Source organism: Streptosporangium sandarakinum (assembly GCF_013409935.1).
GTDB lineage: Bacteria > Actinomycetota > Actinomycetes > Streptosporangiales > Streptosporangiaceae > Streptosporangium > Streptosporangium nondiastaticum.
The window spans coordinates 1,538,433-1,560,966 of the sequence record NZ_JACCCO010000003.1; the positions used below are offsets into that span (position 1 = coordinate 1,538,433).

A 22,534-nucleotide genomic window follows, 5' to 3' on the forward strand; every position below is an offset into this window, starting at 1 on the left:
CGATGACCACCACCTCCCGCCCCACTCCCGGCCCCCGCGCCACGCGCCGGGAGTGGACCGCGCTGGCCGTACTGGCCCTGCCCACGCTGCTGCTGTCGCTGGACGTCAGCATCCTGTACCTGGCGCTGCCGCACCTGAGCGCCGAGCTGGGGGCCGACGCCACCCAGCAGCTGTGGATCCTGGACATCTACTCGTTCATGCTCGCCGGGTTCCTGGTCACGATGGGCACGCTCGGCGACCGGATCGGCCGCCGCAGGCTGCTGCTGATCGGCGCGGCCGTCTTCGCCGCCGCCGCGTTGCTGGCCGCCTTCTCCACCACCCCGGCCATGCTGATCGCCGCCCGCGCGCTGCTGGGCGTCTCCGGCGCGACGATGATGCCCTCCACCATGGCGCTGATCAGGAACATGTTCACCGATCCACGCCAGATGCAGCTGGCGGTCAGCGTGTGGTTCAGCTGCTTCATGGGCGGCATGGCCCTGGGCCCGCTGGCCGGCGGGCTGATGCTGCAGCACTTCTGGTGGGGCTCGGTGTTCCTGCCCGCCGTCCCGGTGATGGCGCTGCTGCTGGCCGCGGGTCCCCGCCTGCTGCCCGAGTACCGCGCCCCCGGCGCCGGCCGGGTGGACCTGGTCAGCGTCGCGCTGTCGCTGGCGGCGATCCTGCCGGTCATCTACGGCCTCAAGGAGGTGGCCCGCGGCGGCTGGCAGCCGCTGCCCGCCGCGGCCGTCGCCACCGGGGCGGTCTTCACCGTGTTGTTCGTCCGCCGCCAGCGCCGCCTGGCCGATCCGCTGCTGGACCTGCGGCTGCTGTCCAGCCGCTCCTTCAGCACGGCGCTGGGCGTCATGCTGCTGGCCGGGATCGTCATGGCCGGGGTGACGCTGATGTCGACCACCTACCTGCAGGCCGTCGAGGGGCTGTCGCCGTTCGCGGCGGGGCTGTGGCTGGTGCCGCAGAACATCGCGATGATCGCCGGTTCCCTGCTGGCGCCGGTGCTGGCCCGCCGGATCCGCCCGGCGTACGTGATGGCGGCCGGGCTGGCCGTGGCGGCGTGCGGGCTGGCGCTGCACACCCAGATCTCCGGCACGGGCGGGCTGGCGCTGTTGGTGGCGGGCCTCATCCTGGCCTCCGGCGGCGTGGCGCTGCCCATGCCGATGACGATGAACCTGATGCTGGGCGCCGCGCCGCCCCAGAAGGCCGGCGCGGCGGCCGCCCTCTCGGAGGCCAGCGGCGAGTTCGGCGTGGCCCTGGGGGTGGCCACCCTGGGCAGCCTGGCGGCGTTCGTCTACCGCGACCGGCTGGCCGAGGCCCTGCCGGGCGGCGTCCCCGCCGGTGCCGCGGACGCCGCGGGGGAGAGCGTCGCCGGCGCGGTGGCCGCGGCCGGCCGGCTGCCCGCCGCGGCGGGCGCCGAGCTGCTGGAGGGCGCCCGCACCGCCTTCACCGGCGGGCTGACCACCGTCGCCTGGCTCGGAGCGGCCGTCTTCACCGTTCTGGCGGTCGTCTCGGCACTCGCCTTCCGCCGCGGCGGCGCCCCGGACTCGGCCCCCGCCTCGGCCGGAACCGAGACGGCGGCCGAGGGCGCGGCCGTGCCCCAGCCCGTGGCCGGGTGAGGGCGGCGAGGGAAGGCCCGCCGGAGCCCCGGGGTCATCGGTGCTCACCGATGACCCCGGGGCTCCGGCGTTCTCCGGGCGGCCCCGCGGCGGCGGGTCAAGGGCCGTCACCGAGGAGGGACTCGGCGACGGCGGTGCGGGCGTAGAGCACCGAGCGGCCGGCCCGGTGCGCGCTGACCAGGCCCGCGTCGCGCAACGCGGTCAGGTACTGCGACACCCCCGAGGGCGACAGCCCGGTACGGCGGGCCAGCTCGGTGGTGGAGGCCGGCGCCTCCAGCTCGGTCAGCAGCAGGGTCCGTGAGCGGCCGAGCACGGCGGCGACGGCGCCGGACCTGGCGGCGGGGCGGGGCCGCCACAGCGTTCCGACGCCTCGCGCCGGATAGGCCAGTTGTGGCGGCTCCGGCGGCGTCACCCGGGTGAGCGGACCCGGCCCGGTGAACGCCGAGGGGATCAGCAGCAGCCCGGCTCCGGCCGCCTCGCGGGGCAGGGCCCGCCTGCGCGTCAGCCGCAGCGTGCTGTCGTCCCAGCTCATCGAGAGGTGCAGCTCGTTGAGGAGGCGGCCCGCGCCGTGCTCGGCGAACTGCCGGGCCCGATGGAAGACATCGGCGTCGAGCACCGCTCGGATCCGCGCCCAGTAGGGGGCCAGCGCCACCTCCCAGTAGGTCTCGACCTCCTCGGCGAGCGCGGGCAGGTGGGCTCGCGGGTCGGCGTACAGGGCCCGCAGCCGGGGGCCCAGGGCTCCCCGGCGGTACGCGAGGCGATCGAGGTCGTGGCGCACCCGCCCTGTGGGGGTGGCCAGGATCGCGGCCAGCTCCCCGGCCAGGTCGGGGGCCGGTCCGGTCGGCGCCGGGTTGAGGAAGTCGGGGACGTAACCGCCGGGCCCGATCAGTTCGGCGAGCCAGCCCCGCTCCAGCCTGGCCGCCGTGACTCGCGGCCTCACCTGGCGCAGCCAGCGGCGGTGCACCGGGTGGTCCAGGTGTGAGCCCAGCAGTTTGAAGCTGGTCCCCACCTCCCACATCGGCGAGACGGCGAAGCGCATCTGCGCCAGGTCATCGGCCGAGAACGCCAGCTCAGCCAGGGTGGCCACCCCCAGGATTCCAGCATGTGTGAATCGATCGCGGCCAGCCTACCGAGCGCGGAACATCCGGGTATGACTTCGACCTCACAGACGATCACCGCCGCGGTGTCGGGCACCTGGACGCTCGGCGACCTGACGGTCAACCGAATCGGATTCGGTGCGATGCGCCTGCCCCAGCGCGGCGCGGCGTTCGCCCCCGGCTCCCCGCCGCGCGACCGCGGGGAGGCGATCGCGGTGCTGCGCCGGGCGGTCGAGCTGGGGGTGAACCACATCGACACCGCCGCGTTCTACTTCTCCTCGCTGCGCTCGGCCAACGAACTGATCAACCGGGCGCTGGCCCCGTACCCGGACGACCTGGTCATCACCACCAAGGTCGGGCCGGGCCGCGACCCGTCGGGGGAGTGGCTGCCGCACGCCGGGCCCGGGCTGCTGCGCGGCCAGGTGGAGGAGAACCTGCGCCAGCTGGGCCGTGACCACCTGGACGTGGTGAACCTGCGCATCGTGGGAACCGACTCGATCGCCGAGCGGTTCGGCGCGCTGGCCGAGCTGCGCGACGCCGGGCTCATCCGCCATCTGGGCCTGTCCAACGTCCGGCCCGAGCACCTGGCCGAGGCCCAGGCCATCGCGCCGGTGGTGTGCGTGCAGAACCTGTACGGCATCGGCGCCGCGTCCTGGCAGGACGAGTTCCTGCGCCTCTGCGGCGAGCAGAAGGTGGCGTTCGTGCCGTTCTACTCGATCGCCGGCACCGGCCGCGAAGCGGGTGCGCGCGGCGGCGACGACGCCGAGCTGCTGGCCGTGGCGCGGGCGCGGGGGGTGAGCCCGGCGCAGGTCCGGCTGGCCTGGACGCTGTACCGCGGGCCACATGTGCTGGCCATTCCCGGCACCGGTGATCCCGGTCATCTCGCCGAGAACGTGGCCGCCGGCGCGCTGCGCCTGTCGCAGGAGGAGCTGGCCGTACTGGACCGCCTCCACCGACGCGGAACCTGATCCCGATTCCGGCAGCCGGTCCTGTCGATTCCGGCGCGGCCGGTTCGTGTAGAGGATGAGGGGGCCGGCCCGGAAAGGGGCCGGCCCTGGATTCCCGACGAGGAGGACCGGATGAGGCGATACCTGATCAGCATGTACCAGCCGGAGGGCACCCCGCCGCCGGAGGTGCTGGAGCCGATCATGCGGGAGGTGGACGCGCTGCGCGAGGAGCTGCGGGCCGCCGGGGCGTGGGTGTTCGCCGGCGGCCTGCACCCGCCGGCCACCGCCACCGTGGTGCGCGTCGAGGACGGCGAGACCCTCCTCAGCGACGGTCCCTTCATCGAGGCCAAGGAGCACTTCGGCGGGTTCACCGTCATCGAGGCCCCCGACCTGGACGCCGCCCTGGAGTGGGGCCGCCGCTACGCCCGGGCCACCACCCTGCCGGTGGAGGTGCGGCCGCTGTATGACGAGCCCGCCGGCCGTCCGTGACCGACCCCGTCCTCAGCGAGCTGGAGCGGCTCTTCCGCGCCGAACACGGCCGCGCGGTGGCGGTGCTGACCGGCCTGTTCGGCGACCTGGACGTCGCCGAGGAGGCCGTGCAGGAGGCGTTCGCCGCCGCGGCGCGGCACTGGCCGTCGGCCGGGGTGCCGCCCGGCCCGGCCGGATGGATCATCACCGTCGCCCGGAACCGGGCGATCGACCGGCTGCGCCGGGAGGCCTCGCGCGCCGACCGGCACGCCCAGGCGGCCCTGCTGCACGCCCGCGATCACCAGCGGGAGACGCCCGGGCACGGGGACGGGGTGCCCGACGACCGGCTGAGACTGATCTTCACCCTGCTGGTCCGTTCCGGGTTGTGCGCCGAGGCGGTGCGGCTGGGCCGGCTGCTGATCGGCCTGATGCCGCACGAGCCGGAGGCGGCGGGGCTGCTGGCGCTGATGCTGCTGGCCGAGTCGCGGCGCGAGGCACGCACGACGCCCGGTGGTGACCTGGTGGTGCTGGTGGAGCAGGACCGCACCCGGTGGGACCGCGCCCTGATCGCCGAGGGGCAGGCCATCGTCCGCCGGTGCCTGCCGCTGGGCCGGCCCGGCCCCTACCAGATCCAGGCGGCGATCCAGGCGGTCCACAGCGACGCCCGGAGGCGAAGGACACCGACTGGCGGCAGATCCTGGCCCTGTACGACCGGCTTCTGGCGGTGGCGCCGACGCCGGTGGTGGCGCTCAACCGGGCGGTCGCCGTCGCCGAGGTCGAGGGGCCGCCGGCGGCCCGGGGAGGCGGTGCTGACCCCTTCGGAACCGCCGCGCCCCGGAAACCACGAGGGCGTGGCGGGGTCAGGCCGACAGGGCCCGCCCCTCGTCGTCGGCGCCGGAGGCGCAGGCGGCGGCCAGTTCGTCCAGGGACATCCCCAGGGCCGCGGCCAGCGCCGCGACGGTGAAGAAGGCGGGGGTCGGCGCCCGGCCGGTCTCGATCTTGCGCAGGGTCTCCGCCGACACCCCGGCGGCCGCGGCGACCTCCACCATGCTGCGGTCACCGCGGGCGCGGCGCAGTATCGCGCCGAACCGCTCCCCGCGCTGCCGCTCCCACGGGGTCAATGGGGTTCTCACCATGCCTGCGATACTAATCGCAGCCGTATCGTTATACTAATACCGGTATAAGAATTTGGTGATCCCTGGTGGGCGCGCGAGGAAGACGCGGGGGAGAAGGAGGAGAGCTCCGCGAAGGGGAGAAGACGGCGGGCCGCGCCCCGGCATCCCCGGAACACGGCCCGCCCGCGCGCGGCGCGGCTGTCAGGAGGCGTGCCGGATGCGCCGCCCGCTGATCTCGGTGGGGGCGATCCTGACGAACAGCTCGCGCTCGCCACCCGCCCACGGCCGGACGTCCACCTCGGCGACCGCGGTCCGCTCCTCGTCGGAGACGTGGTGGGCGCCGCCGCGCACCAGCACGCTCCAACCCTCCCGGCCGGCCTCGTCGAGCCGGTCGATCTCGAAGGCCACCTTGAACTCCATGCCCCGCACGCCGGTGCGCAGGGTGTCGTCCAGCGGGCCGCCGGAGGCGGTCCGGAAGATCACCGCGCCGTCGTGGACCACGTAGTTCACCGGCAGGATCGTCGGGCCCTCGGGCCCGCTGAAGGCCACCCGCCCCACACCGCCCGGCGCGATCAGTCGCAGGCACTCGGCCGGCTCCAGCTTCTCCAGCACCGGATGGGGGCCGGGACGGCCGCGGCCGGGCGGCAGGTCCATCGTCCCGCCGAGCAGTTCCTCGCTGCTGGTCTCCAGCGCCGCGGCCAGCTTGTGAACCGTCTCGGTGGACGCCGACGCCGCGCTCGCCTCCAGGTAGTCGAGGTATCCCGGGTCGATCCCCGCACGGTCGGCCAGCTGCCGACGGTCCAGGCCGAGCTCCCCGCGGCGCTGCGCCACCCGTCGGCCCAGGTCACCGGGGGCGGCTGGGCGTTCACTCATCTACGTCCTCCCAACTGGGGTCCTTTTACGGCCGGCAGCGGACGGCACCGGCCGGCCGGGCGCCCGTCACCGGCGCCCGGCCGGCCCTGCTCTCGCCGTTCTCCCTGCCGCAGGCGGCATACCCCACCGGAGACGGATATCTCATCCCGAAGCGGCCATTCGCGCCGGACGCGCCCGCGGGGCGGGTGGCCGCGCGGAAGGTCCCGGCCCCGGCCAGCCGCTTTTTCCGGCCGTTACCGCTTGCCGGTCTGCTTGCCGGTCTGGGCCTTGGCCTGGACCGCCTTCTTGGCGTGGACCGGGATGCGCCTGCTCTTCTCCTCCGGCGCGGCGAGCTTCAGGCTGATCTCAAGGACGCCCTTGTCGTAGACCGCCTCGACATCCTTCTCGTCAGCCGTGGGCGGCAGGACGATGGACCGGGTGAAGGAGCCGTAGCGGAACTCCGTCCGGTGCCGTTCCTTCTCCTCGATCCGGCGCTCGGCGTGGACCGTCAGCACCCCGTTGCTCACGTCTATCTCGATGTCCTCCGGCTCGATGCCCGGGAGCTCGGCCCGCAGCACGTAACGGTCGCCGTGCATGTAGTCCTCGAAACGTATGCCCTGGCCCTGGGTGCGCGTGGCGGCGAGCGGGGCGTCCAGCAAGTCGAGCAGCTCGGGGAAAAGACCCCGCTCCTGGCGCATCAGCATGCTCATCTGGCCCTCCCTGGCTGATCGGGATTCCTCTCATCCCAATTGCACGCCGCTCCGCCTGACCCGCACAAAGGCCGGAGGTCCCTAAAGGACGGGTCCTTCGTCCGGCCCGCGACCACCGCCCCTCCCGTTCCCGGGCGGCTCCGGAAAGCGGGAAGGGCCGTGAAGGGCAGGGGCGTGACAGAGCCGCCCGCCGCGCCGGCCGAGGCCCGGCGCCGGCCGCGCGTCACAATCCGGCGCGGCCCATCGGGTTGTCCCGCCAGCGGTCGACGGCGCGGATGTAGCCGTGCACGGTCGGCGAGGTCGGCCGCCAGCGGCCCTGCAGGGCGATGCGCGCGGCCGGCACGCCCGCCTCGGCCAGCGTGGTCGCCCCGCCGGCGCGCAGGCTGTGGGCGCTGTAGCGTTCGGCATCGGCCAGGCCGGCGCGGCGGGCGGCGTCCTTGACGATCTGGTTGAGCGTGGTGCCCGACAGCCGCGGCCCGCCTCGCCCGGCCCAGCCCGGGGTGCCGGCGATCCGGCCGAACCGGTCGACGGGCCGCAGCAGCGGCCCGCCGGTGAGGCCACGCGCGTGCAGCTCGCCCAGCCAGGCCTGGACGGCGCGCACCGGGCAGGTCTGCGGGTGCGAGCCGTAGGGGACCGAGACGGTCGCGCCGGCGGCGTCCTGGTCGGTCTTGGACATGGGGATGAACACCTCCACGCCGCGCGGGCCGAACGTCAGGTGCTCCTGGTCCAGCGCCGACAGCTCCGAGCGGCGGCCCATCAGCGCGAAGCCCAGCACCAGCGCCGCCCGGTCCCGCAGCCCCACCGCCGTGTCGGCGGGCGTGTGATGGACGAGGTCGCGCAGGATCTCCACGGTGATCGGCGGGGCCTGGCGGACCGTGTTGCCCGCCCCCGCCCAGGCGCGGCGGTGGGCGCGCAGCACGTCGCGGGCGGCGGTGGTGTGCGGCCTGGCCAGGCCGGCCCGGCCGTGCGCCGACAGCACGCACGCCAGCGCCTGCTCCACGCTGGCCGGGGCCAGGCCGCGCCCGGCCAGGTGCGCCACGAAGCTGGCCAGGGTGGCGGCGCTGGCCGGCAGCGGGGTACGGCCACTGCCGGCGCACCAGGTGAGGTAGGTCTTCCAGGCACGGTCGTAGGCGCGTCTGGTGTTGGCCGCCGGGGCGGCCGCAACGAGCCGCGCCGCCTCCTCGGTCAGCACGTCGTCGGCGGGGTTCCGGAAGCCCTCCGGTGCGAACGATGCGAACGGCGCGGACTCTGCGGACCCCGCGGGGGTGAGCCCCTGCGGAGGATGCCCCCGCGGGGCGAGCCCGCCCGGTGCGGGGATCGCCGGCAGGGCGACACCGTCCAGGACCGGCCCGCCCGCTCCGCCGGCCGGGTCACCGCCGGTCGCGTCCGCGCCGTCGTCGTCTCGATGCTCCCGAGCCATGCAGCCGTCCCGCCTCGCGAATCCATCCGAAACCCAATGAAATCCCACGGCCCGCCCACCCCGGCGGGCGAGCCGGACGCGGCCACGGCGGATGCTACCGCGCCCCGGCCCGCACCGGCGGACACCGTACGGCCCGCCGGCCGGGAACGGCTCCCGGGGCTCCGGAGGGAACGGCTCCCGAGGCTCCCGGGGCTCCCGCGGTGACGGCTCCGGGCGAGGACGAGCAGGGGTAGGTCGGGTCAGGGCAGGCCAGGCCAGGGCGGGTCGGGCGGGTCAGGGCAGGTCGGCGAACCGCTCCACCTGACCGGTCCGGCCCGCGATGACGATGACGTCACCGTAGGTCAGCACCGTGTCGGCGCCGGCGTAGGTGAACTCCTCACCCGGGCTCTTGACGCACACCACCGTCACCCCGTGCTTGCGGCGCAGGTTGGTCTGCCCCAGCGGGACGCCGACGTACTGGCGCGGCGGGCGGGTCTTGGCCAGCGCGAAGTCGTCGTCCACCTGCATGAAGTCGAGCATCCGCCCGTTGAGCAGGTGGGCCACCCGCTCACCCATGTCGTGCTCGGGCAGGATCACGTGGTGGGCGCCGACGCGCTGCAGGATGCGCCCGTGCTCGCGGCTGATGGCCTTGGCCCAGATGTCGTCGACCTCCAGCTCGGCCAGCAGGGAGGTGGTCAGGATGCTGGACTCCAGGTGGGTGCCGATGGCCACCACCGCCCGGTGGAAGTCGGCGACGCCGAGCTGGCGCAGCGCCTCCAGATCGGTGGAGTCGGCCGCCACCACGTGGGTGAGGCGGCCGGCCATGGACTGCACGATCTTGGCGCGGCTGTCGATGGCCAGCACCTCGGTGCCCCTCCTGGCCAGTTCCAGGGCCAGCGAGCCGCCGAAGCGGCCCAGGCCGATCACCACCACGGCGTCGTTCCTGCTGTCAGCCAACGATGGTCCTCTCCTCGGGCAGCTCATAGTGGCGGGTGCGCTCGCGCAACGCGAGCGCGGAGAACAGCGTCAGCGGCCCCACCCTGCCGATGAACATCAGCAGCGCGATCAGCACCTGGCCGTGCGGGGCCAGCTCGGCGGTGACGCCGGCCGACAGGCCGGCCGTGGCGAACGCCGAGATCGCCTCGAACAGCACGAGCTCCAGGCGGTGGGGGGTGAACAGCATCAGGAGGTACGTCGCCGCCGCCACCAGCGTCAGCCCCAGCAGCGCCACCGCCAGAGCCTGGCGCTGCACGCCCTCGCCCAGCCGGCGGCGGCCGACGTTGACCCGGCTCTCGCCGCGCAGCTCGGTCCACACGACGAAGGCCAGCACCCCGAGGGTGGTCACCTTGATGCCGCCGGCGGTGCCGGCGCTGCCGCCGCCGATGAACATCAGCGCGTCGGTGATCAGCAGGCTGGAGGGGTGCAGCTGGGCGATGTCGAGGCTGTTGAAACCGGCGCTGCGCGGCATCGCCCCGGTGAAGAAGCCGGCCAGCAGGCGGTCGTCGCGGTCCAGGGCGCCGAGGGTGGCGGGGTTGGACCACTCGGCGGCGGTGATCGTCAGTGTGCCGCAGACCAGCAGCAGCACGGTGATCGTCACGGTCAGGCGGGTCAGCACCGACCAGGTCCGCGGCCGCCGCCAGGAACGCACCAGCTCGAACACCACCGGGAAGCCCAGGCCGCCGACGATGACGGCCGTCGCGATCGGCAGGCAGATCCACGGGTCCGCGGCGAAGCGGACGAGGCTGTCGGGCCACAGGGCGAACCCGGCGTTGTTGAAAGCCGACACCGCGTGGAAGACGCCCAGGTACGCCGCGCGGCCGTACGGCTCGCCGTAGCCGGCGGAGAAGCGCGCCGCCAGCACCGCCGCGGTGATCACCTCGGCCGTCAGGCTGAACGCCGCCACCTGGCCGATCAGCCGGCGCAGCCCGGTCAGCTGCATGGTCTTGGTCTCGGCCTGGGCCAGCATCCGGGCGCGCAGGCCCAGCCGCCCGGTGATCAGTACGGCCAGCAGGGTGGCCAGGGTCATGATGCCCAGCCCGCCGGCCTGGACGAGCGCCAGGATGACGACCTGCCCCATGGGCGACCAGTGGTCGGCGGTGTCGACGGTGGCCAGGCCGGTGACGCAGACGGCGGAGGTCGCGGTGAAGAACGCGTCCAGGAGGTCGGCGGGCCGGCCGTCGGCGGTGGCGAACGGCGCCGACAGCAGGGCGGTGCCGGCCGCGATGGCGAAGGCGAAGGCCGCGGCGACGACCTGCGCCGGGTGCCGGAAGCCGGCCAGGACGGCCCGGGCGAGACCGGAGCGCGTCATGGGCTCTTCGTCCCGGAGAACCGGGCGCGGACCCGGCGGGCCGTGCCGTACCGGGTGGGCGCGTCGGGCTCGTCGCCGAACCGGCGGGCCGCGACGGCGGCGGCGGGGGAGAGCGGCAGGACCACCCGCCCGGCCGGGCCGCAGACCAGGGCCGCGAGCAGCGCGAAGGCGGCGAACGCCGGCAGCAACACCATGGGTGGCCTTCCAGGGGGAGGACAGAGTGGGGGCACGCCGGCCGGACTTCCCGGCACTCCGCCGCACACACTAACAACTCCGCCGCCATGGACGTGACGCCACCCCGCCCGGCCGGTTCCGCCCGCATGGACTTCGCCCGCCTCCGGCGTTCCTCGCCGGACCACGCCGCGCGCGACTCCGTCGCCGACCTGGGTCGGGGTGGCCCGCGACACCGCGACTCCGCCATGGCGGCGCCGGCGCGCGCCGGGGGACCATGCGGTCCCTGCCGAGGGGGCCTCCGGTCCGCCGGGCGGCGTCTGGTACGGTGGCCCTCCCCGGCGGTGATCGACTGAAGGAGGTGAGACCCATTCCGCTGTTGCAGGCTGGGTGCTCCCCTCGCACGCCGTACGGTTCCTCCGAACCGAGGTGACCGCGGGAGCGCCCATTGGCGTCCCGAAAGGCCGTACCGTGTCGGTTCCCTCTCCCTCTTCTTCTGCTGCTTCGCTGTCCCATTCCGCCGTCGTCGGCAGGCTCCGCTCGGCCGGCTGCGTCTTCGCCGAGGACGAGGCGGACCTGCTCATCTCCACCGCCCGCACCCCGGGCGACCTGGCCGCCATGGTGGAGCGGCGTGTCGCCGGGCTGCCGCTGGAACACGTCCTGGGCTGGGCGGAGTTCTGCGGCCTGCGCCTCGCCGTGGAGCCGGGGGTCTTCGTGCCGCGCCCCCGCTCGGAGTTCCTCATCCGCCAGGCCGCCGCCCTGGCCCGGCCCGGGGCGGTGGTGGTGGACCTGTGCTGCGGCTCCGGCGCGCTGGGGGCCGCGCTGGCCGCGGCGCTGGGCCGGGCCGAGCTGCACGCCGTCGACGTCGAGCCCGCCGCGGTGCGCTGCGCCCGCCGCAACCTCGCCTCCCTCGGCGGGCGGGTCCACCAGGGTGACCTGTACGAGCCGCTGCCGGAGGTGCTGCGCGGCCGTGTCGACGTCGTGATCGCCAGCCCGCCGTACGTGCCCACCGCGTCGATCGGGTTGCTGCCGCCGGAGGCCCGGCTGCACGAGCCGGCGGTGGCGCTGGACGGCGGCGCCGACGGGCTCGGCGTCGCGCGGCGGGTCGCCGCCGGGGCGCCGCGGTGGCTGGCCCCGGGCGGGCGCCTGCTCATCGAGACCGGTGAGCGGCAGGCCGCGCTCGCCGCCGAGGCCGTCGCCGCCGCCGGGCTGGACGCCCGGGTGGCCTACTGCGAGGACTTCGACGCCACCGCCGTCATCGGCACCGTCCCGGCGGCGGGGCGGAACGTGGCGCGGTAGACGCCGGGCGGGACCCGGCGGACGCGGAACGCCCCCGCCGCCGGGGATGTCGGGATGCCCGGCCGCGCAGCCGGCCGGACGCATCGCCGGACCCGCTGAACGAGGCGGGGGATGACGCTATGAGCAGGTCTTCGTCTCCGGGGCGCAGAACTTGACCTCCGGGTGGCTCGCCGACGGCTTGTCCAGCAAGGGCTGTGGCTTCTTGCGCAGGTGCTGGTCGAAGAAGGCCGTGATGTACCTGCGGGTGATGGCCATGGCACGGGCGCCGGAGATGGTGGCGCCGTCCTCGATGCCGAGCTGGTCCATCAGCACACCGAGGTCGGTGAAGGACGTGTGCGCGGCCCCGGTCACGAGCAGCCAGCGCTTCCAGCCGTGCAGCCCCGCCCAGACACCCTCCCAGTTGACGCCGCCGAGCCGGCCCGGCGTGTACGTGGCGGGTTTGCCCAGCAGGAGGAACGGCCGGGACAACCCGGCCTCGGGAAGCGCGGCCTCCACGATGCCGTCCACGTCGATGCCGGCACGCAACCGGGAGTCGGCGGCCATGGCCGCGAGCGTGCTCGCGCCGCCGACGGACTGACCGGACATGGCGATCCTGGAGGTGTCGATCAGCCGCGCGTTCTTCCACTTCGGGTGCGCGCCGGTCAGCTCGTCGAGCACGAAGGAGACGTCGGCGGCCCGGCCCTTCTCCAGCTTCTCCCAGACGGTCGGGTCTTTCTTCATCTCGCACGTGACGCAGGTCGTGACCCTCCCGTCGGGAAAGGTCTGGGCGACGTTCTCGTAGGTGTGGTCGATGGCGGCCACCACGTATCCCCGGCTCGCCAGCTCCTCGCCCAGGGCCGTGAGCTCGGCCCTGGGCTTGCTGTGCCCGGGGGAGAGCACGATGAGGGGCAGGCTGTGCGCGCCTCCTGCGGGGCGGGCATCGGTGAAGGCGTTGGTACGCACCTTGCTCAGCGTGTCGGCCGGGATGTTGGTGATGCCCCCGTCCTTGATCAGCAGTTCGGACTCCTTGGGCGTCATGTACCGCGCCCGATGGCGGCCCGGCGCCTTGGCCGGATACCACAGCGAGACCATGAGCTCGCGGGCCTTGACGCTGGGAACCCAGGGGTCCGGGCGCGAGGTGTCCTTGAGGTACAGGGACGTGGTGCCGACCGGTCGCGAGCCGGTGGGCGCGGGCAGGTATGGATCGGCGGCGCCGGCGGAGGCGGGCCCGGCCTGGCCGAGGCCGGTGGCGGCCATGACGGCGACGAGCCCGGCGGCGGCGGCCAGCCGTCCTCGTCGCCGAGGCTTGCGCGGTTCACGGGGCTTGGCCTGGGGCTGATGGTCGTTCAGCTGACTCATGCCGAGTGACTATACGCCAAGTATATACACTTGGCGTATAAGCGGTCGGAATCTCGTCGGCGATCGTGTCCGGACGGGCGGAGAGGTCGTCGGCGAGTCGACCGATGAGGCGGACGAGGCCGCGCGGCTCGTCTTCGGGTCATCCGGCCGGCGCTCGGCCGAGCCGGCCGGTGAAAGCCGAAGGCCCATGGGCTCATCCTGGAGATCCTTCGGTTCGCCTGAACTCTGAGATTTCTCGAGGTCCCGGTGATAACGGCGCGGGAAACAACGGATATGCGGGTCAGGGCTTCAGTGAGGGCCTTCGAGAACGGTTCGGGGGCGGCCCGCCCGCGGGCGGCGGCCCCGGCGTACGGATTCTTAAATGTTGCGTACAGCTATTTCGCAGCCGATCACGCGAACCCGGGTGAAGGGCCGGTTTCGCGCGTACTCTGGAGGGATAAACGATAGGTTGCTATCGTTTTTTCGGCGGATGATCACTCGCGACGAGTCCCGGGGAGATGGCACATGAGCGAGTCCATGACGTTGCCGTTGCACATGCGGCGGGCGGAGTTCGACCCCGCCGCCGAGCTGGCGGCGGTCCGCGACGAGGAGGGCGTGCGGAAGGTCAGGACGGTCTTCGGCGTCGACGGCTGGCTCATCACCCGCTTCGCCGACGTGCGCGCGGTGCTGGGCGACGCCGAACGGTTCAGCAACGCCCATCAGATGGTCTTCCGCATACCCGGCATGCCGCAGCGCACCGACGAGGAGATCGCCGAGCTGCGGGCGGGCAACCTGCTGGCCTTCGACCCGCCCGAGCACACCCGGCTGCGGCGCATGCTGACGCCGGAGTTCACCGTCCGCCGGATGCGCAGGCTGGAGCCGCGCATCCACGACATCGTCACCGAGCACCTGGACGCCATGGAGCGCACCGGCCCGCCGGCGGACCTGGTCACCGACTTCGCGCTGCCGATCCCGTCGCTGGTCATCTGCGAGCTGCTGGGCGTGCCGTACGACGACCGGGCCGACTTCCAGCGGCGCAGCGGCCGGATGCTGGACCTGTCGCTGCCCCCGCAGGAGCGGGCGGCGGCGTCGCTGGAGTCGCGGGTCTACATGGGCGAGCTCGTCGCCCGGGCCAAGGCCGACCCCGGTGACGACCTGCTCGGCATGCTGGTGCGCGAGCACGGCGAGGACCTGACGCCCGCCGAGCTCGCCGGCATCGGCAGCCTGCTGCTGCTCGCCGGCCACGAGACCACCTCCAACATGCTCTCCCTCGGCACGCTGGCCCTGCTGCGCAACCCCGAGCAGCTGGAGCTGCTGCGCAAGGAGCCCGAGCGGATCGACGCCGCGGTGGAGGAGCTGCTGCGCTGGCTCAGCATCGTGCACTCCGGCATGACCAAGGTGACCACCACCGACGTCGAGGTGGCCGGGCAGCGCATCCCCGCGGGCGAGATAGTGATCTGCGCCCTGCCCGCGGCCAACCGCGACCCCGCCCTGGCCGCCGACCCCGACCGGCTCGACATCGGCCGCGACAGCCTGGGGCACGTCGCCTTCGGCCACGGCGTGCACCACTGCCTGGGGGCGCCGCTGGCGCGCATGGAGATGCGCGTCGCCTTCCCCGCCCTGCTGCAGCGCTTCCCCGGCCTGCGGGAGGCCGGCCCCGAGCCCGCCTTCCGGTCCTTCAACGTCGTCTACGGCCTCAGTTCTTTTAAGGTGGCCTGGTGAGCGAAGAACAGAAGCCCGTCCGCATCCGGGCCGACCGCGACGTGTGCATCGGGGCCGGCATGTGCGTCATGACCGCCGATCAGATCTTCGACCAGGACGACGACGGCGTGGTGGTGCTGCTGGAGCCGGAGCCCCCGGCGCAGTACGCCGACCTCGTCCGCCGGGCGGTGCGCGCCTGCCCCTCCGGCGCGCTGTCCCTGGTGGAGGACTGATCCGCTTTTTCCGGTGCGGTGGCCGGGGCGTGCGCCCCGGCCACCGGCCGCACTGTCGGCGACGATGTGAATACTGCTAGCGTTCGGCGTGTGCGAGGGCAGGGACGCCGGGCCGACGCGCTCCGCAACTCCGACAGGATCGTCCGCGCCGCGATCGCGGCGCTGTGCGAGACCGGCTCCGCGGCGCCGCTGGAGGAGATCGCCCGGCGGGCCGGGGTCGGGATCGCGACCGTCTACCGCCGCTTCGGCGACCGCGAGGGCGTGGTGCGGGCCGCGTTCCACACCTACTTCGCCGAGGAGGTCGAACCGCTCGCGCTGGCCGCCCGCGCCGCCGCCGATCCCCGGCGGGGACTGGCCGACGCCCTGGCCGCCGCGGTGGACACCCTGGCCGCGCACCGGCCCCTGCTCGCCGCGGCCCACGAGTCCGGCGCCTTCTCCGTCGACATCGCCGAGCGGTTCATGGGCCCTCTCGGCGACGTGCTGGCCGACGCCCAGCGGCGCGATCTGGTCCGCTCCGACCTGATGGTGCGCGACCTCGCGGCGATGGTGGTGATGGTGCTGGCCACGGTGCACGCCGACGACGCCGGCCACGCCGACCCCCGCCGCTACCTCGCCCTGCTGCTGGCCGGGACGCGACCCTCGGCCGACCCGCTGCCCGGCCCCGCCGCCACCGGCCTGCTCGACTCCTCGCTCAGACGCTCCGGGCCCTGCGACCACTGAGGCCCGCCGCCTCGGCGTCGGGCACCCGTTGCGCGGCGGCGTAGGCGCCCTCGCGCACCCGCTGGATCCACCCGGCCGGCTCCAGCCCCGGGATCGGGTGCCTGAGCGGGTCGAAGCGGACCGGCTCGTCGGCGTCCGTGTGGGCCGGTCCGGTCAGCTCCAGCACGCCGAAGCGCTCCCACGGCCCGGTGGGGGAGGCCACCACCAGGTCGAACACCAGCGGACGCGCGGCGGCGACGCGGGCCAGCGCGCCGAGCCGGGCGGGGGAGGCCCAGGAGCGCCGCGCGACCGCGCCGAGCAGCACCCTGTCGCCGCCCGCGCCGTACGGCAGCAGCGAACCGTACAGGCCCGGCGCCCACCGGACGGCGGGCCGCAGCAGCCGGCGGCCGGGCACGGTGCGCCCGGTGGTGGCCAGCAGCAGCTCGGCGGTGGCGCCCGGGGCGGCCTCCGCGTCGCTCGCCGCCGTGGCGCCCCTCCCGGTGCCCTCCGCGCCGGCGCGGTCCTCCGCGGCGGCGGTGCCATCGGGTGACGGGTGCCGCCACCGTACGGCCAGGCCCAGCACGTCCGGCGACGGGTAGGGCAGGCCCGCCGACCGCGACAGCCGGGCGATCCCGCGCAGCTCCATCGCCTCGTCCAGGAACGCCGCGCCCCAGAGGCTCGGCGCCCCGTGCAGGTGGAGCGCGGCGTCGAAGAGCAGCCCCACCGGGTGCAGGGGACGGCCGCGGCGGATCCGCGCCGCCGTCCCGAAGACCGCCGCGAGTACCGCCCTCGCGGCGGAGGTCACCGGCTCTCGCCTCACGCGTTCCCCCGTCTCCGGCGACGCGCCGCCGCGCCCTGCCTGTCCCACTCCGTTACCCGTGGCGACGTGGCCGAACCCGCGGGTCGTCCTCAGGCGGTGCCGGCGAGATCGTGGGCGGCCTCGGCGAAGGCGCGGAGACGGGCGGTGGCGTTGTCGGCGCGCCACAGCAGGCCCCACCGCAGCGGCGGGGCGTCCTCGAAGGGGACGAAGGCGACCCGCAGCGTGCCAGTAAGGCCGCGACCGCTCGCGACGGCCTGCTCGAAGGCGCCGGTGATCTGGTCCCAGGCGGGACGCACGCCCTCGTACAGCCGCCGTCCCGCCGCCGTCAGCTCCACGCGGCGGCTGGTGCGCTCGAACAGCGGAATGCCGGTACGGCGCTCCGGTTTGGCGATCGTCTGGCTGATCCGGGCGGTGGACACGCGCAGCCGTTCGGCGGTCCGGCCGAAGTGCAGCTCCTCGGCCAGGGTCAGGAACGCCTCCACCTCGTGCCGCTCCAGCATGATCCCCCCATCGTCAACCCGGGCTTCACGATCCTTGCACGGGACCGCATTGATCACCCGCTCGTCCCGGATCGGGAGTGGAGCCGTTCAAGAACCCCCTGATATGCGAGGAAGAAAGACCATGGACTTCCTGACCGCCCTGCGCTCCGTCGTCCGCGGCCGGGTCTGGCTGCCCGGCGACCCCGGCTTCGACGCCGCCCGTCGTCCGTGGAACCTGGCGATCGAGCAGCCGGTGGCGGCCGTGGCCGAGGCCGCCGACGCCGATGACGTCGCCGCGCTGGTCCGCCACGCCCGCGCCGCCGGGCTGGGCGTGGCGGCGCAGCCGAACGGGCACGGCGCCACCGGCCGCACCGACGGGGTGATCCTGCTGCGCACCACCCGGCTGGACACCCTGGAGATCGACCAGGCCGCCCGCCGTGCCCGCGTCGGCGCGGGTGTGCCCTCGGGCCGCCTGCAGGCCGCCGCCGCACCTGTACGGCGGGCGGATGCTCTGGACGGCCGAGCACGCCCCGGCCGTGCTGGAGGCCTACCGGCAGATCACCGCCACCGCGCCCGAGGAGCTGACCGCCTGGCTGGACCTGCTGCACTTCCCCGGCGCCGACCCCATGGTCGCCGTCGACGTCACCCACCTCGGTGGTGAAGACGAGGCCCGCGACCTGCTCGCTGCCCTGGAGCGGCTGCCCCGGCCGCTGTCCGACGGCCGGCGCGTTCGCCCGCCCGTCCGACAGCCCGCACGGCCCGCTGAGCGAACCGTACGCGCTCCACCTGTTCGGCATCCCCGCCGACCCGGCGACCGCCGAGGCCGTCACCGCCAGACAGCGCGCCCTCGCCGAGGCCCTGCCCGTCAGCGGGCGCAAGCCCTTCACCTTCCTGAGCCCCCGCGAGACCGCGGCCGACGCCTTCGCCTCCGCCACGCTGGATCGGCTGCGCGAGATCAAGCATCGCCACGACCCGCACGGCGTCATCCGCGGCAACTTCCCCGTTCTCGGCTGACCTCGGCTGACCCCGACTGTCCTCGCACAAGTTGGGCTCCCATCCCCGCCCGCCCTGCCCACCGCCACGGGTGGGCAGGGCGGGCGGGCACGTTGCGGGCGGGTTTCCGGGAGGTTGTCCGGAAGCATTGACACCATCTTTGTTAGCGATAACAATCGGCTCAGCGAACACGCCTTTCATTCCGGTCATCACGTTATGTGACTGTTTGGCGCTTCTTATGCCTCGGTAGCGTTCGGAACGAGCGCCGCCGTGACCCTCCGGACGACCCCCCGATCCGCAAGGAGATGTGCACGATGAGGTTGGGACGAATCGCGGGCGCGCTGTCCGCCGTCGCGCTCGCCGCCACGATGACGGCCTGCGGCTCCAGCCAGAAGACGGTGGACGCCCAGGCCTCCGCCGCGGGCGGGGCCGCCGGCGCGCTGATCGGCGTCACCATGCCCACCAAGTCCTCCGAGCGCTGGATCCACGACGGCGACAACGTCAGGTCGCAGCTGGAGAAACTCGGCTACAAGGTCGACCTGCAGTACGCCGAGAACGACATCCCCACCCAGGCCAACCAGATCGAGAACCAGATCACCAAGGGCGCCAAGCTGCTGATCGTCGCCTCCATCGACGGCACCGCGCTGACCTCCCAGCTGCAGCAGGCCGCCGACAACAAGATCCCGGTCATCGCCTACGACCGCCTGATCCGCAACAGCCCCAACGTCGACTACTACGCCACCTTCGACAACTTCAAGGTCGGCGTCCAGCAGGCCACCTCGCTGCTGAAGGGGCTCGGCGTCGAGGACGGCAAGAAGGGCCCGTTCAACGTCGAGCTGTTCGGCGGCTCGCCCGACGACAACAACGCCACCTTCTTCTGGAACGGCGCCATGTCGGTGCTCAAGCCGAAGATGGACGACGGCACGCTGACGGTCAGGAGCCACCAGACCGACTTCAAGACCGCCGCGATCCTGCGCTGGGACCCCGCCACCGCGCAGCGGCGCATGGAGGACATCCTCACCAAGACCTACACCGGCGACACCAGGGTCGACGGCGTGCTGTCGCCCTACGACGGCCTGTCCATCGGCATCCTGTCGGCGCTCAAGAGCAACGGCTACGGCACCGGCGGCCAGCCGTACCCGGTCGTGACCGGCCAGGACGCCGAGCTGGCCTCGGTGAAGTCGATCATCGCCGGCGAGCAGTACTCCACCATCTTCAAGGACACCCGCAAGCTCGCCGAGACGACCGTCAGGATGGCCGACGCCGTCCTCAAGGGCGCCAAGCCCGAGGTGAACAACACCGAGGACTACGACAACGGTGACAAGGTCGTCCCCTCCTACCTCCTCGACCCGGTGATCGTCGATAAGGACAACTACAAGGACGTCATCGTCGGCGGCGGTTACTACACCGAGGACCAGCTGAACTGACGAAGGGCGCGCCCGGGGCCCTGCTCGGTCCCGGGCGCCGGGACCGAGGGGTTTCCTTCCCACGATGACCGACCAGACGACCGACCACATCCTGCGGATGAGCGGGATCACCAAGACCTTCCCCGGCGTCAGGGCGCTGCAGGACGTCACCCTGTCGGTGCGACGGGGCGAGATCCACGCGATCTGCGGCGAGAACGGCGCCGGCAAGTCGACGCTGATGAAGGTGCTGTCCGGGGTCCACCCGCACGGCGACTACGAGGGCGAGATCGTCTTCGACGGCGCCCGCTGCGAGTTCGGCGGCATCCGCGACAGCGAACGCGCGGGCATCGTCATCATCCACCAGGAGCTGGCGCTCAGCCCGCAGTTGTCGATCGCCGAGAACATCTTCCTCGGCAACGAGCGGTCCAGGCGCGGGATCATCGACTGGAACCGCACCAACCACGAGGCCGCCGAGCTGATGCGGCGGGTCGGCCTGCGCGAGAACCCGGTGACGCCGGTCGCCGACATCGGCGTGGGCAAGCAGCAGCTCGTCGAGATCGCCAAGGCGCTGTCGAAACGGGTGAGGCTGCTCATCCTCGACGAGCCGACCGCCGCGCTCAACGACGAGGACTCCGCGCACCTGCTGGACCTGCTGCGGGGCCTGCGGCAGGAGGGCATCACCTGCGTCATCATCTCCCACAAGCTCAACGAGGTGACCGCGGTCGCCGACTCCGTCACCGTCCTCCGCGACGGGCGGACGATCGAGACGCTCGACATGGCGGGCGGCCACGTCACCGAGGACCGCATCATCGCCGGGATGGTCGGCCGCGCCCTGGACAACCGCTTCCCGCCCCACGAGCCGTCCATCGGCGAGGAGGCGCTGCGCATCGAGGACTGGACGGTGCACAGCCCTACCCAGCCCGGCCGCAAGGTGGTCGACGGCGCGAGCCTCACCCTGCGCCGGGGCGAGATCGTCGGCCTGGCCGGGCTGATGGGCGCGGGCCGTACGGAGCTGGCGATGAGCGTGTTCGGGCGGGCCTACGGCACCGACATCTCCGGCAGGATCTTCAAGGACGGCAGGCCCGTCCGGATCCGGACCGTCCGGGACGCCATCGAGCACGGCCTGGCCTACGCCACCGAGGACCGCAAGCGCTACGGCCTCAACCTCATCGACGACATCAGGCGCAACGTCTCCGCCGCGGGACTGGCCGGGCTGGCACGCCGCGGCTGGGTCGACGAGCGCGAGGAGTACCGGGTCGCCGAGGGGTACCGCCGGAGCATGAACATCAAGGCCCCCGGCGTGTCCAGCGTGGTCGGCAAGCTCAGCGGCGGCAACCAGCAGAAGGTCGTGCTGTCCAAGTGGATCCTCACCGAGCCCGACGTGCTGATCCTCGACGAGCCGACCCGGGGCATCGACGTCGGCGCCAAGTACGAGATCTACACGATCATCAACCGGCTGGCCGACCAGGGCAGGGCGATCCTGGTGATCTCCTCGGAGCTGCCGGAGCTGCTGGGCCTGTGCGACCGCATCTACACCCTCTGCGAGGGCCGCATCACCGGTGAGGTGCCGCGCCGGGAGGCCACGCAGGAACGTCTCATGCATCTGATGACCAAGGGACAGGAGCAGCCCTCATGAGCAGCATCACCCCCGCCGAGGCGGCGGCCGGGACCGGGGCAGGGGCCGGGGAACCGGGGGAGCCGCGGCGGCCGGGACGGGTGTCGCTGGGCGGGCTGTCGCTCAACCTGCGCTCCAGCGGCATCTACATCGCCTTCGCGCTGATCATCGCGCTGTTCTCGGTGCTCACCGACGGCGCCCTGCTCCAGCCGCAGAACATCTCCAACATCATCGTCCAGAACTCCTACGTCCTCATCCTCGCCATCGGGATGATCCTGATCATCATCGCCGGGCACATCGACCTGTCGGTGGGCTCGGTGGTCGCGGTGACCGGCGCCCTGGCCGCGGTGCTCATGGTCGACATGGGCCTGCCGTGGCCGGCGGCGCTGGCGGTCACGCTGGTGGCCGGTGGCCTCGTCGGCGCCTGGCAGGGGTTCTGGATCGCCTACTTCGGCATCCCGGCGTTCATCGTGACGCTCGCCGGCATGCTGCTGTTCCGCGCGCTCACCCTGACCGTGCTGGGCAACCAGGGCATCGGCCCGTTCCCCGACGCGGTCCGCACCCTCGCCAACGGCTTCACCGACGGCTACCTCGGCAACGTCGGCCTCGGCCCGCTGGGCGGCGCCGACCTGTTCAGCCTGCTGGTCGGTCTGCTCGCCGTCGCCGGCATGGTCGCGGCGCAGTGGCGTACCCGCCGCTCGCGCGCCGGCTACGGCCAGGCCGTGGACCCGGTGCCGCTGTTCGCCCTGAGGATGACGGCCGGCGCGGCGCTGATCCTCTTCCTGGTCGTGCAGCTCGCCCGGTTCAAGAACCTGCCCTGGGTGCTGGTGCTGCTGGCGGCGCTGGTGCTCGGCTACTCGCTGCTGGCCGGCCGTACGGTCTTCGGCCGCCGGATCTACGCCATCGGCGGCAACCTGCACGCGGCCGTCATGTCCGGGATCAAGGTCAAGCAGGTCGTCTTCTGGATCTTCGTTAATATGGGGGTGCTGTCGGCCGTCGCCGGCGTCATCTTCGCCGGCCGGCTGAACCAGGCCGGTCCGACGGCGGGCAGCAGTTTCGAGCTCGACGCGATCGCCGCGGCCTTCATCGGCGGCGCCGCCGTACAGGGCGGCGTCGGCAAGGTCGCCGGGGCGATCACCGGCGGTCTCATCATGGCGGTCATCAACAACGGCATGTCCCTGATCGGCTCACCCAGCGAGCGGGTCATGCTCGTCAAGGGCGCCGTCCTACTGGCCGCCGTCGCGTTCGACGTCTGGACCAAACGCCGGGCCGGAACCGCTCGCTGACCCGGGTGGCCGGCC

Annotated in this window: 23 protein-coding genes and 1 pseudogene; 13 read left to right on the forward strand and 11 right to left on the reverse strand. The window is 73.4% G+C overall.

The genetic code is table 11. The annotated features are described in order from the left end of the window. The first annotated feature begins 2 nt into the window (after positions 1–2). Complete coding sequence (locus HDA43_RS33150) at positions 3–1,604, forward strand: MFS transporter (RefSeq protein WP_179828612.1); 1,602 nt, start codon at positions 3–5, stop codon at positions 1,602–1,604. Between the two features lie 97 nt (positions 1,605–1,701). On the opposite strand, the gene HDA43_RS33155 is transcribed toward HDA43_RS33150, so the two are convergent. After that, entirely contained in the window at positions 1,702–2,691 is a 990-nt protein-coding gene (locus HDA43_RS33155) for an ArsR/SmtB family transcription factor (protein WP_312873660.1), read from the reverse strand. 63 nt (positions 2,692–2,754) lie between these two features. On the opposite strand from HDA43_RS33155, the gene HDA43_RS33160 reads away from it, so the two are divergent. The 3 genes and pseudogenes from HDA43_RS33160 to HDA43_RS36580 all read left to right on the forward strand — a co-directional run. Next, the gene (locus HDA43_RS33160) at positions 2,755–3,669 is read left to right on the forward strand and encodes an aldo/keto reductase (protein WP_179828614.1); all 915 of its coding nucleotides are present in this window, start codon (positions 2,755–2,757) and stop codon (positions 3,667–3,669) included. 111 nt (positions 3,670–3,780) lie between these two features. Then, the gene (locus HDA43_RS33165) at positions 3,781–4,137 is read left to right on the forward strand and encodes a YciI family protein (RefSeq protein ID WP_179828616.1); all 357 of its coding nucleotides are present in this window, start codon (positions 3,781–3,783) and stop codon (positions 4,135–4,137) included. A gap of 62 nt (positions 4,138–4,199) precedes the next feature. Further along, positions 4,200–4,655 (forward strand): annotated as a pseudogene (locus HDA43_RS36580) (DUF6596 domain-containing protein); the annotation flags it as partial. A 321-nt stretch (positions 4,656–4,976) separates the two neighbouring features. Here the strand turns inward: HDA43_RS36580 and HDA43_RS33175 are convergent. From HDA43_RS33175 to HDA43_RS33205, 7 genes are all read right to left on the reverse strand, one after another. Next, a complete protein-coding gene (locus tag HDA43_RS33175; protein WP_179828618.1) occupies positions 4,977–5,252 on the reverse strand; it encodes a helix-turn-helix domain-containing protein in 276 nt (91 codons plus the stop codon). A gap of 180 nt (positions 5,253–5,432) precedes the next feature. Continuing rightward, entirely contained in the window at positions 5,433–6,104 is a 672-nt protein-coding gene (locus HDA43_RS33180; RefSeq protein WP_179828620.1) for a helix-turn-helix domain-containing protein, read from the reverse strand. A 233-nt stretch (positions 6,105–6,337) separates the two neighbouring features. Then, positions 6,338–6,793: an Hsp20/alpha crystallin family protein gene (locus tag HDA43_RS33185; protein ID WP_179828622.1), complete on the reverse strand. Its 456-nt coding sequence runs from the start codon at positions 6,791–6,793 to the stop codon at positions 6,338–6,340. A 223-nt stretch (positions 6,794–7,016) separates the two neighbouring features. Continuing rightward, positions 7,017–8,213, reverse strand: a complete 1,197-nt coding sequence (locus tag HDA43_RS33190; protein WP_179828624.1) for a site-specific integrase — start codon at positions 8,211–8,213, stop codon at positions 7,017–7,019. A 273-nt stretch (positions 8,214–8,486) separates the two neighbouring features. Then, positions 8,487–9,149: a potassium channel family protein gene (locus HDA43_RS33195; protein WP_246424783.1), complete on the reverse strand. Its 663-nt coding sequence runs from the start codon at positions 9,147–9,149 to the stop codon at positions 8,487–8,489. Beyond that, positions 9,142–10,500, reverse strand: coding sequence for a TrkH family potassium uptake protein (locus tag HDA43_RS33200; protein ID WP_179828628.1), 1,359 nt, complete (start codon positions 10,498–10,500; stop codon positions 9,142–9,144). The genes HDA43_RS33195 and HDA43_RS33200 overlap by 8 nt, the downstream gene beginning before the upstream one ends. Then, the gene (locus tag HDA43_RS33205; protein ID WP_179828629.1) at positions 10,497–10,694 is read right to left on the reverse strand and encodes a hypothetical protein; all 198 of its coding nucleotides are present in this window, start codon (positions 10,692–10,694) and stop codon (positions 10,497–10,499) included. The genes HDA43_RS33200 and HDA43_RS33205 overlap by 4 nt, the downstream gene beginning before the upstream one ends. Before the next feature lie 448 nt (positions 10,695–11,142). Here HDA43_RS33205 and HDA43_RS33210 point away from each other — a divergent pair, with 448 nt between their 5' ends. Continuing rightward, positions 11,143–11,970 carry a putative protein N(5)-glutamine methyltransferase gene (locus HDA43_RS33210; protein ID WP_179828631.1) on the forward strand — a complete coding sequence of 276 codons (828 nt, stop codon included), beginning with the start codon at positions 11,143–11,145 and terminating at the stop codon, positions 11,968–11,970. 117 nt (positions 11,971–12,087) lie between these two features. On the opposite strand, the gene HDA43_RS33215 is transcribed toward HDA43_RS33210, so the two are convergent. Then, positions 12,088–13,308, reverse strand: coding sequence for an alpha/beta hydrolase family protein (locus tag HDA43_RS33215; RefSeq protein ID WP_179828633.1), 1,221 nt, complete (start codon positions 13,306–13,308; stop codon positions 12,088–12,090). A 504-nt stretch (positions 13,309–13,812) separates the two neighbouring features. On the opposite strand from HDA43_RS33215, the gene HDA43_RS33220 reads away from it, so the two are divergent. The 3 genes from HDA43_RS33220 (at position 13,813) to HDA43_RS33230 (ending at position 15,941) form a co-directional block, all read left to right on the forward strand. Beyond that, a complete protein-coding gene (locus HDA43_RS33220; RefSeq protein WP_179828635.1) occupies positions 13,813–15,009 on the forward strand; it encodes a cytochrome P450 in 1,197 nt (398 codons plus the stop codon). Further along, a complete protein-coding gene (locus tag HDA43_RS33225) occupies positions 15,006–15,221 on the forward strand; it encodes a ferredoxin (protein ID WP_179828637.1) in 216 nt (71 codons plus the stop codon). Before HDA43_RS33220 ends, HDA43_RS33225 begins: the two co-directional genes overlap by 4 nt. 90 nt (positions 15,222–15,311) lie before the next feature. Further along, entirely contained in the window at positions 15,312–15,941 is a 630-nt protein-coding gene (locus HDA43_RS33230) for a TetR/AcrR family transcriptional regulator (RefSeq protein ID WP_179828638.1), read from the forward strand. On the opposite strand, the gene HDA43_RS33235 is transcribed toward HDA43_RS33230, so the two are convergent. Both HDA43_RS33235 and HDA43_RS33240 read right to left on the reverse strand, forming a co-directional pair. Further along, positions 15,913–16,725, reverse strand: coding sequence for a hypothetical protein (locus tag HDA43_RS33235; RefSeq protein ID WP_179828640.1), 813 nt, complete (start codon positions 16,723–16,725; stop codon positions 15,913–15,915). The genes HDA43_RS33230 and HDA43_RS33235 overlap by 29 nt on opposite strands. Before the next feature lie 104 nt (positions 16,726–16,829). Then, complete coding sequence (locus HDA43_RS33240) at positions 16,830–17,240, reverse strand: LysR family transcriptional regulator (protein WP_179828642.1); 411 nt, start codon at positions 17,238–17,240, stop codon at positions 16,830–16,832. Positions 17,241–17,361: 121 nt separating this feature from the next. Between HDA43_RS33240 and HDA43_RS33245 the strand changes: the two genes are divergently transcribed. The 5 genes from HDA43_RS33245 to mmsB all read left to right on the forward strand — a co-directional run bounded on the left by HDA43_RS33245 (position 17,362) and on the right by mmsB (position 22,519). Continuing rightward, positions 17,362–17,880, forward strand: coding sequence for an FAD-binding protein (locus HDA43_RS33245; protein WP_179828644.1), 519 nt, complete (start codon positions 17,362–17,364; stop codon positions 17,878–17,880). Next, positions 17,877–18,233, forward strand: a complete 357-nt coding sequence (locus HDA43_RS33250) for a hypothetical protein (protein WP_179828646.1) — start codon at positions 17,877–17,879, stop codon at positions 18,231–18,233. Before HDA43_RS33245 ends, HDA43_RS33250 begins: the two co-directional genes overlap by 4 nt. 293 nt (positions 18,234–18,526) lie before the next feature. Then, positions 18,527–19,639, forward strand: a complete 1,113-nt coding sequence (chvE, locus tag HDA43_RS33255) for a multiple monosaccharide ABC transporter substrate-binding protein (RefSeq protein ID WP_179828648.1) — start codon at positions 18,527–18,529, stop codon at positions 19,637–19,639. 64 nt (positions 19,640–19,703) lie between these two features. Next, positions 19,704–21,254, forward strand: coding sequence for a multiple monosaccharide ABC transporter ATP-binding protein (mmsA, locus tag HDA43_RS33260; RefSeq protein WP_179828650.1), 1,551 nt, complete (start codon positions 19,704–19,706; stop codon positions 21,252–21,254). Beyond that, the gene (mmsB, locus tag HDA43_RS33265) at positions 21,251–22,519 is read left to right on the forward strand and encodes a multiple monosaccharide ABC transporter permease (protein ID WP_179828652.1); all 1,269 of its coding nucleotides are present in this window, start codon (positions 21,251–21,253) and stop codon (positions 22,517–22,519) included. Before mmsA ends, mmsB begins: the two co-directional genes overlap by 4 nt. Positions 22,520–22,534 lie beyond the last annotated feature (15 nt).

Coding starts and splice junctions, on each gene's coding strand:
- HDA43_RS33150 (WP_179828612.1), top strand. CDS start 3: ATGACCACCACCTCCCGCCCCACTCCCGGCCCCCGCGCCACGCGCCGG.
- HDA43_RS33160 (WP_179828614.1), top strand. CDS start 2,755: ATGACTTCGACCTCACAGACGATCACCGCCGCGGTGTCGGGCACCTGG.
- HDA43_RS33165 (WP_179828616.1), top strand. CDS start 3,781: ATGAGGCGATACCTGATCAGCATGTACCAGCCGGAGGGCACCCCGCCG.
- HDA43_RS33175 (WP_179828618.1), bottom strand. CDS start 5,252: ATGGTGAGAACCCCATTGACCCCGTGGGAGCGGCAGCGCGGGGAGCGG.
- HDA43_RS33180 (WP_179828620.1), bottom strand. CDS start 6,104: ATGAGTGAACGCCCAGCCGCCCCCGGTGACCTGGGCCGACGGGTGGCG.
- HDA43_RS33185 (WP_179828622.1), bottom strand. CDS start 6,793: ATGAGCATGCTGATGCGCCAGGAGCGGGGTCTTTTCCCCGAGCTGCTC.
- HDA43_RS33190 (WP_179828624.1), bottom strand. CDS start 8,213: ATGGCTCGGGAGCATCGAGACGACGACGGCGCGGACGCGACCGGCGGT.
- HDA43_RS33200 (WP_179828628.1), bottom strand. CDS start 10,500: ATGACGCGCTCCGGTCTCGCCCGGGCCGTCCTGGCCGGCTTCCGGCAC.
- HDA43_RS33205 (WP_179828629.1), bottom strand. CDS start 10,694: ATGGTGTTGCTGCCGGCGTTCGCCGCCTTCGCGCTGCTCGCGGCCCTG.
- HDA43_RS33215 (WP_179828633.1), bottom strand. CDS start 13,308: ATGAGTCAGCTGAACGACCATCAGCCCCAGGCCAAGCCCCGTGAACCG.
- HDA43_RS33220 (WP_179828635.1), top strand. CDS start 13,813: ATGAGCGAGTCCATGACGTTGCCGTTGCACATGCGGCGGGCGGAGTTC.
- HDA43_RS33240 (WP_179828642.1), bottom strand. CDS start 17,240: ATGCTGGAGCGGCACGAGGTGGAGGCGTTCCTGACCCTGGCCGAGGAG.
- HDA43_RS33245 (WP_179828644.1), top strand. CDS start 17,362: ATGGACTTCCTGACCGCCCTGCGCTCCGTCGTCCGCGGCCGGGTCTGG.
- chvE (WP_179828648.1), top strand. CDS start 18,527: ATGAGGTTGGGACGAATCGCGGGCGCGCTGTCCGCCGTCGCGCTCGCC.
- mmsA (WP_179828650.1), top strand. CDS start 19,704: ATGACCGACCAGACGACCGACCACATCCTGCGGATGAGCGGGATCACC.
- mmsB (WP_179828652.1), top strand. CDS start 21,251: ATGAGCAGCATCACCCCCGCCGAGGCGGCGGCCGGGACCGGGGCAGGG.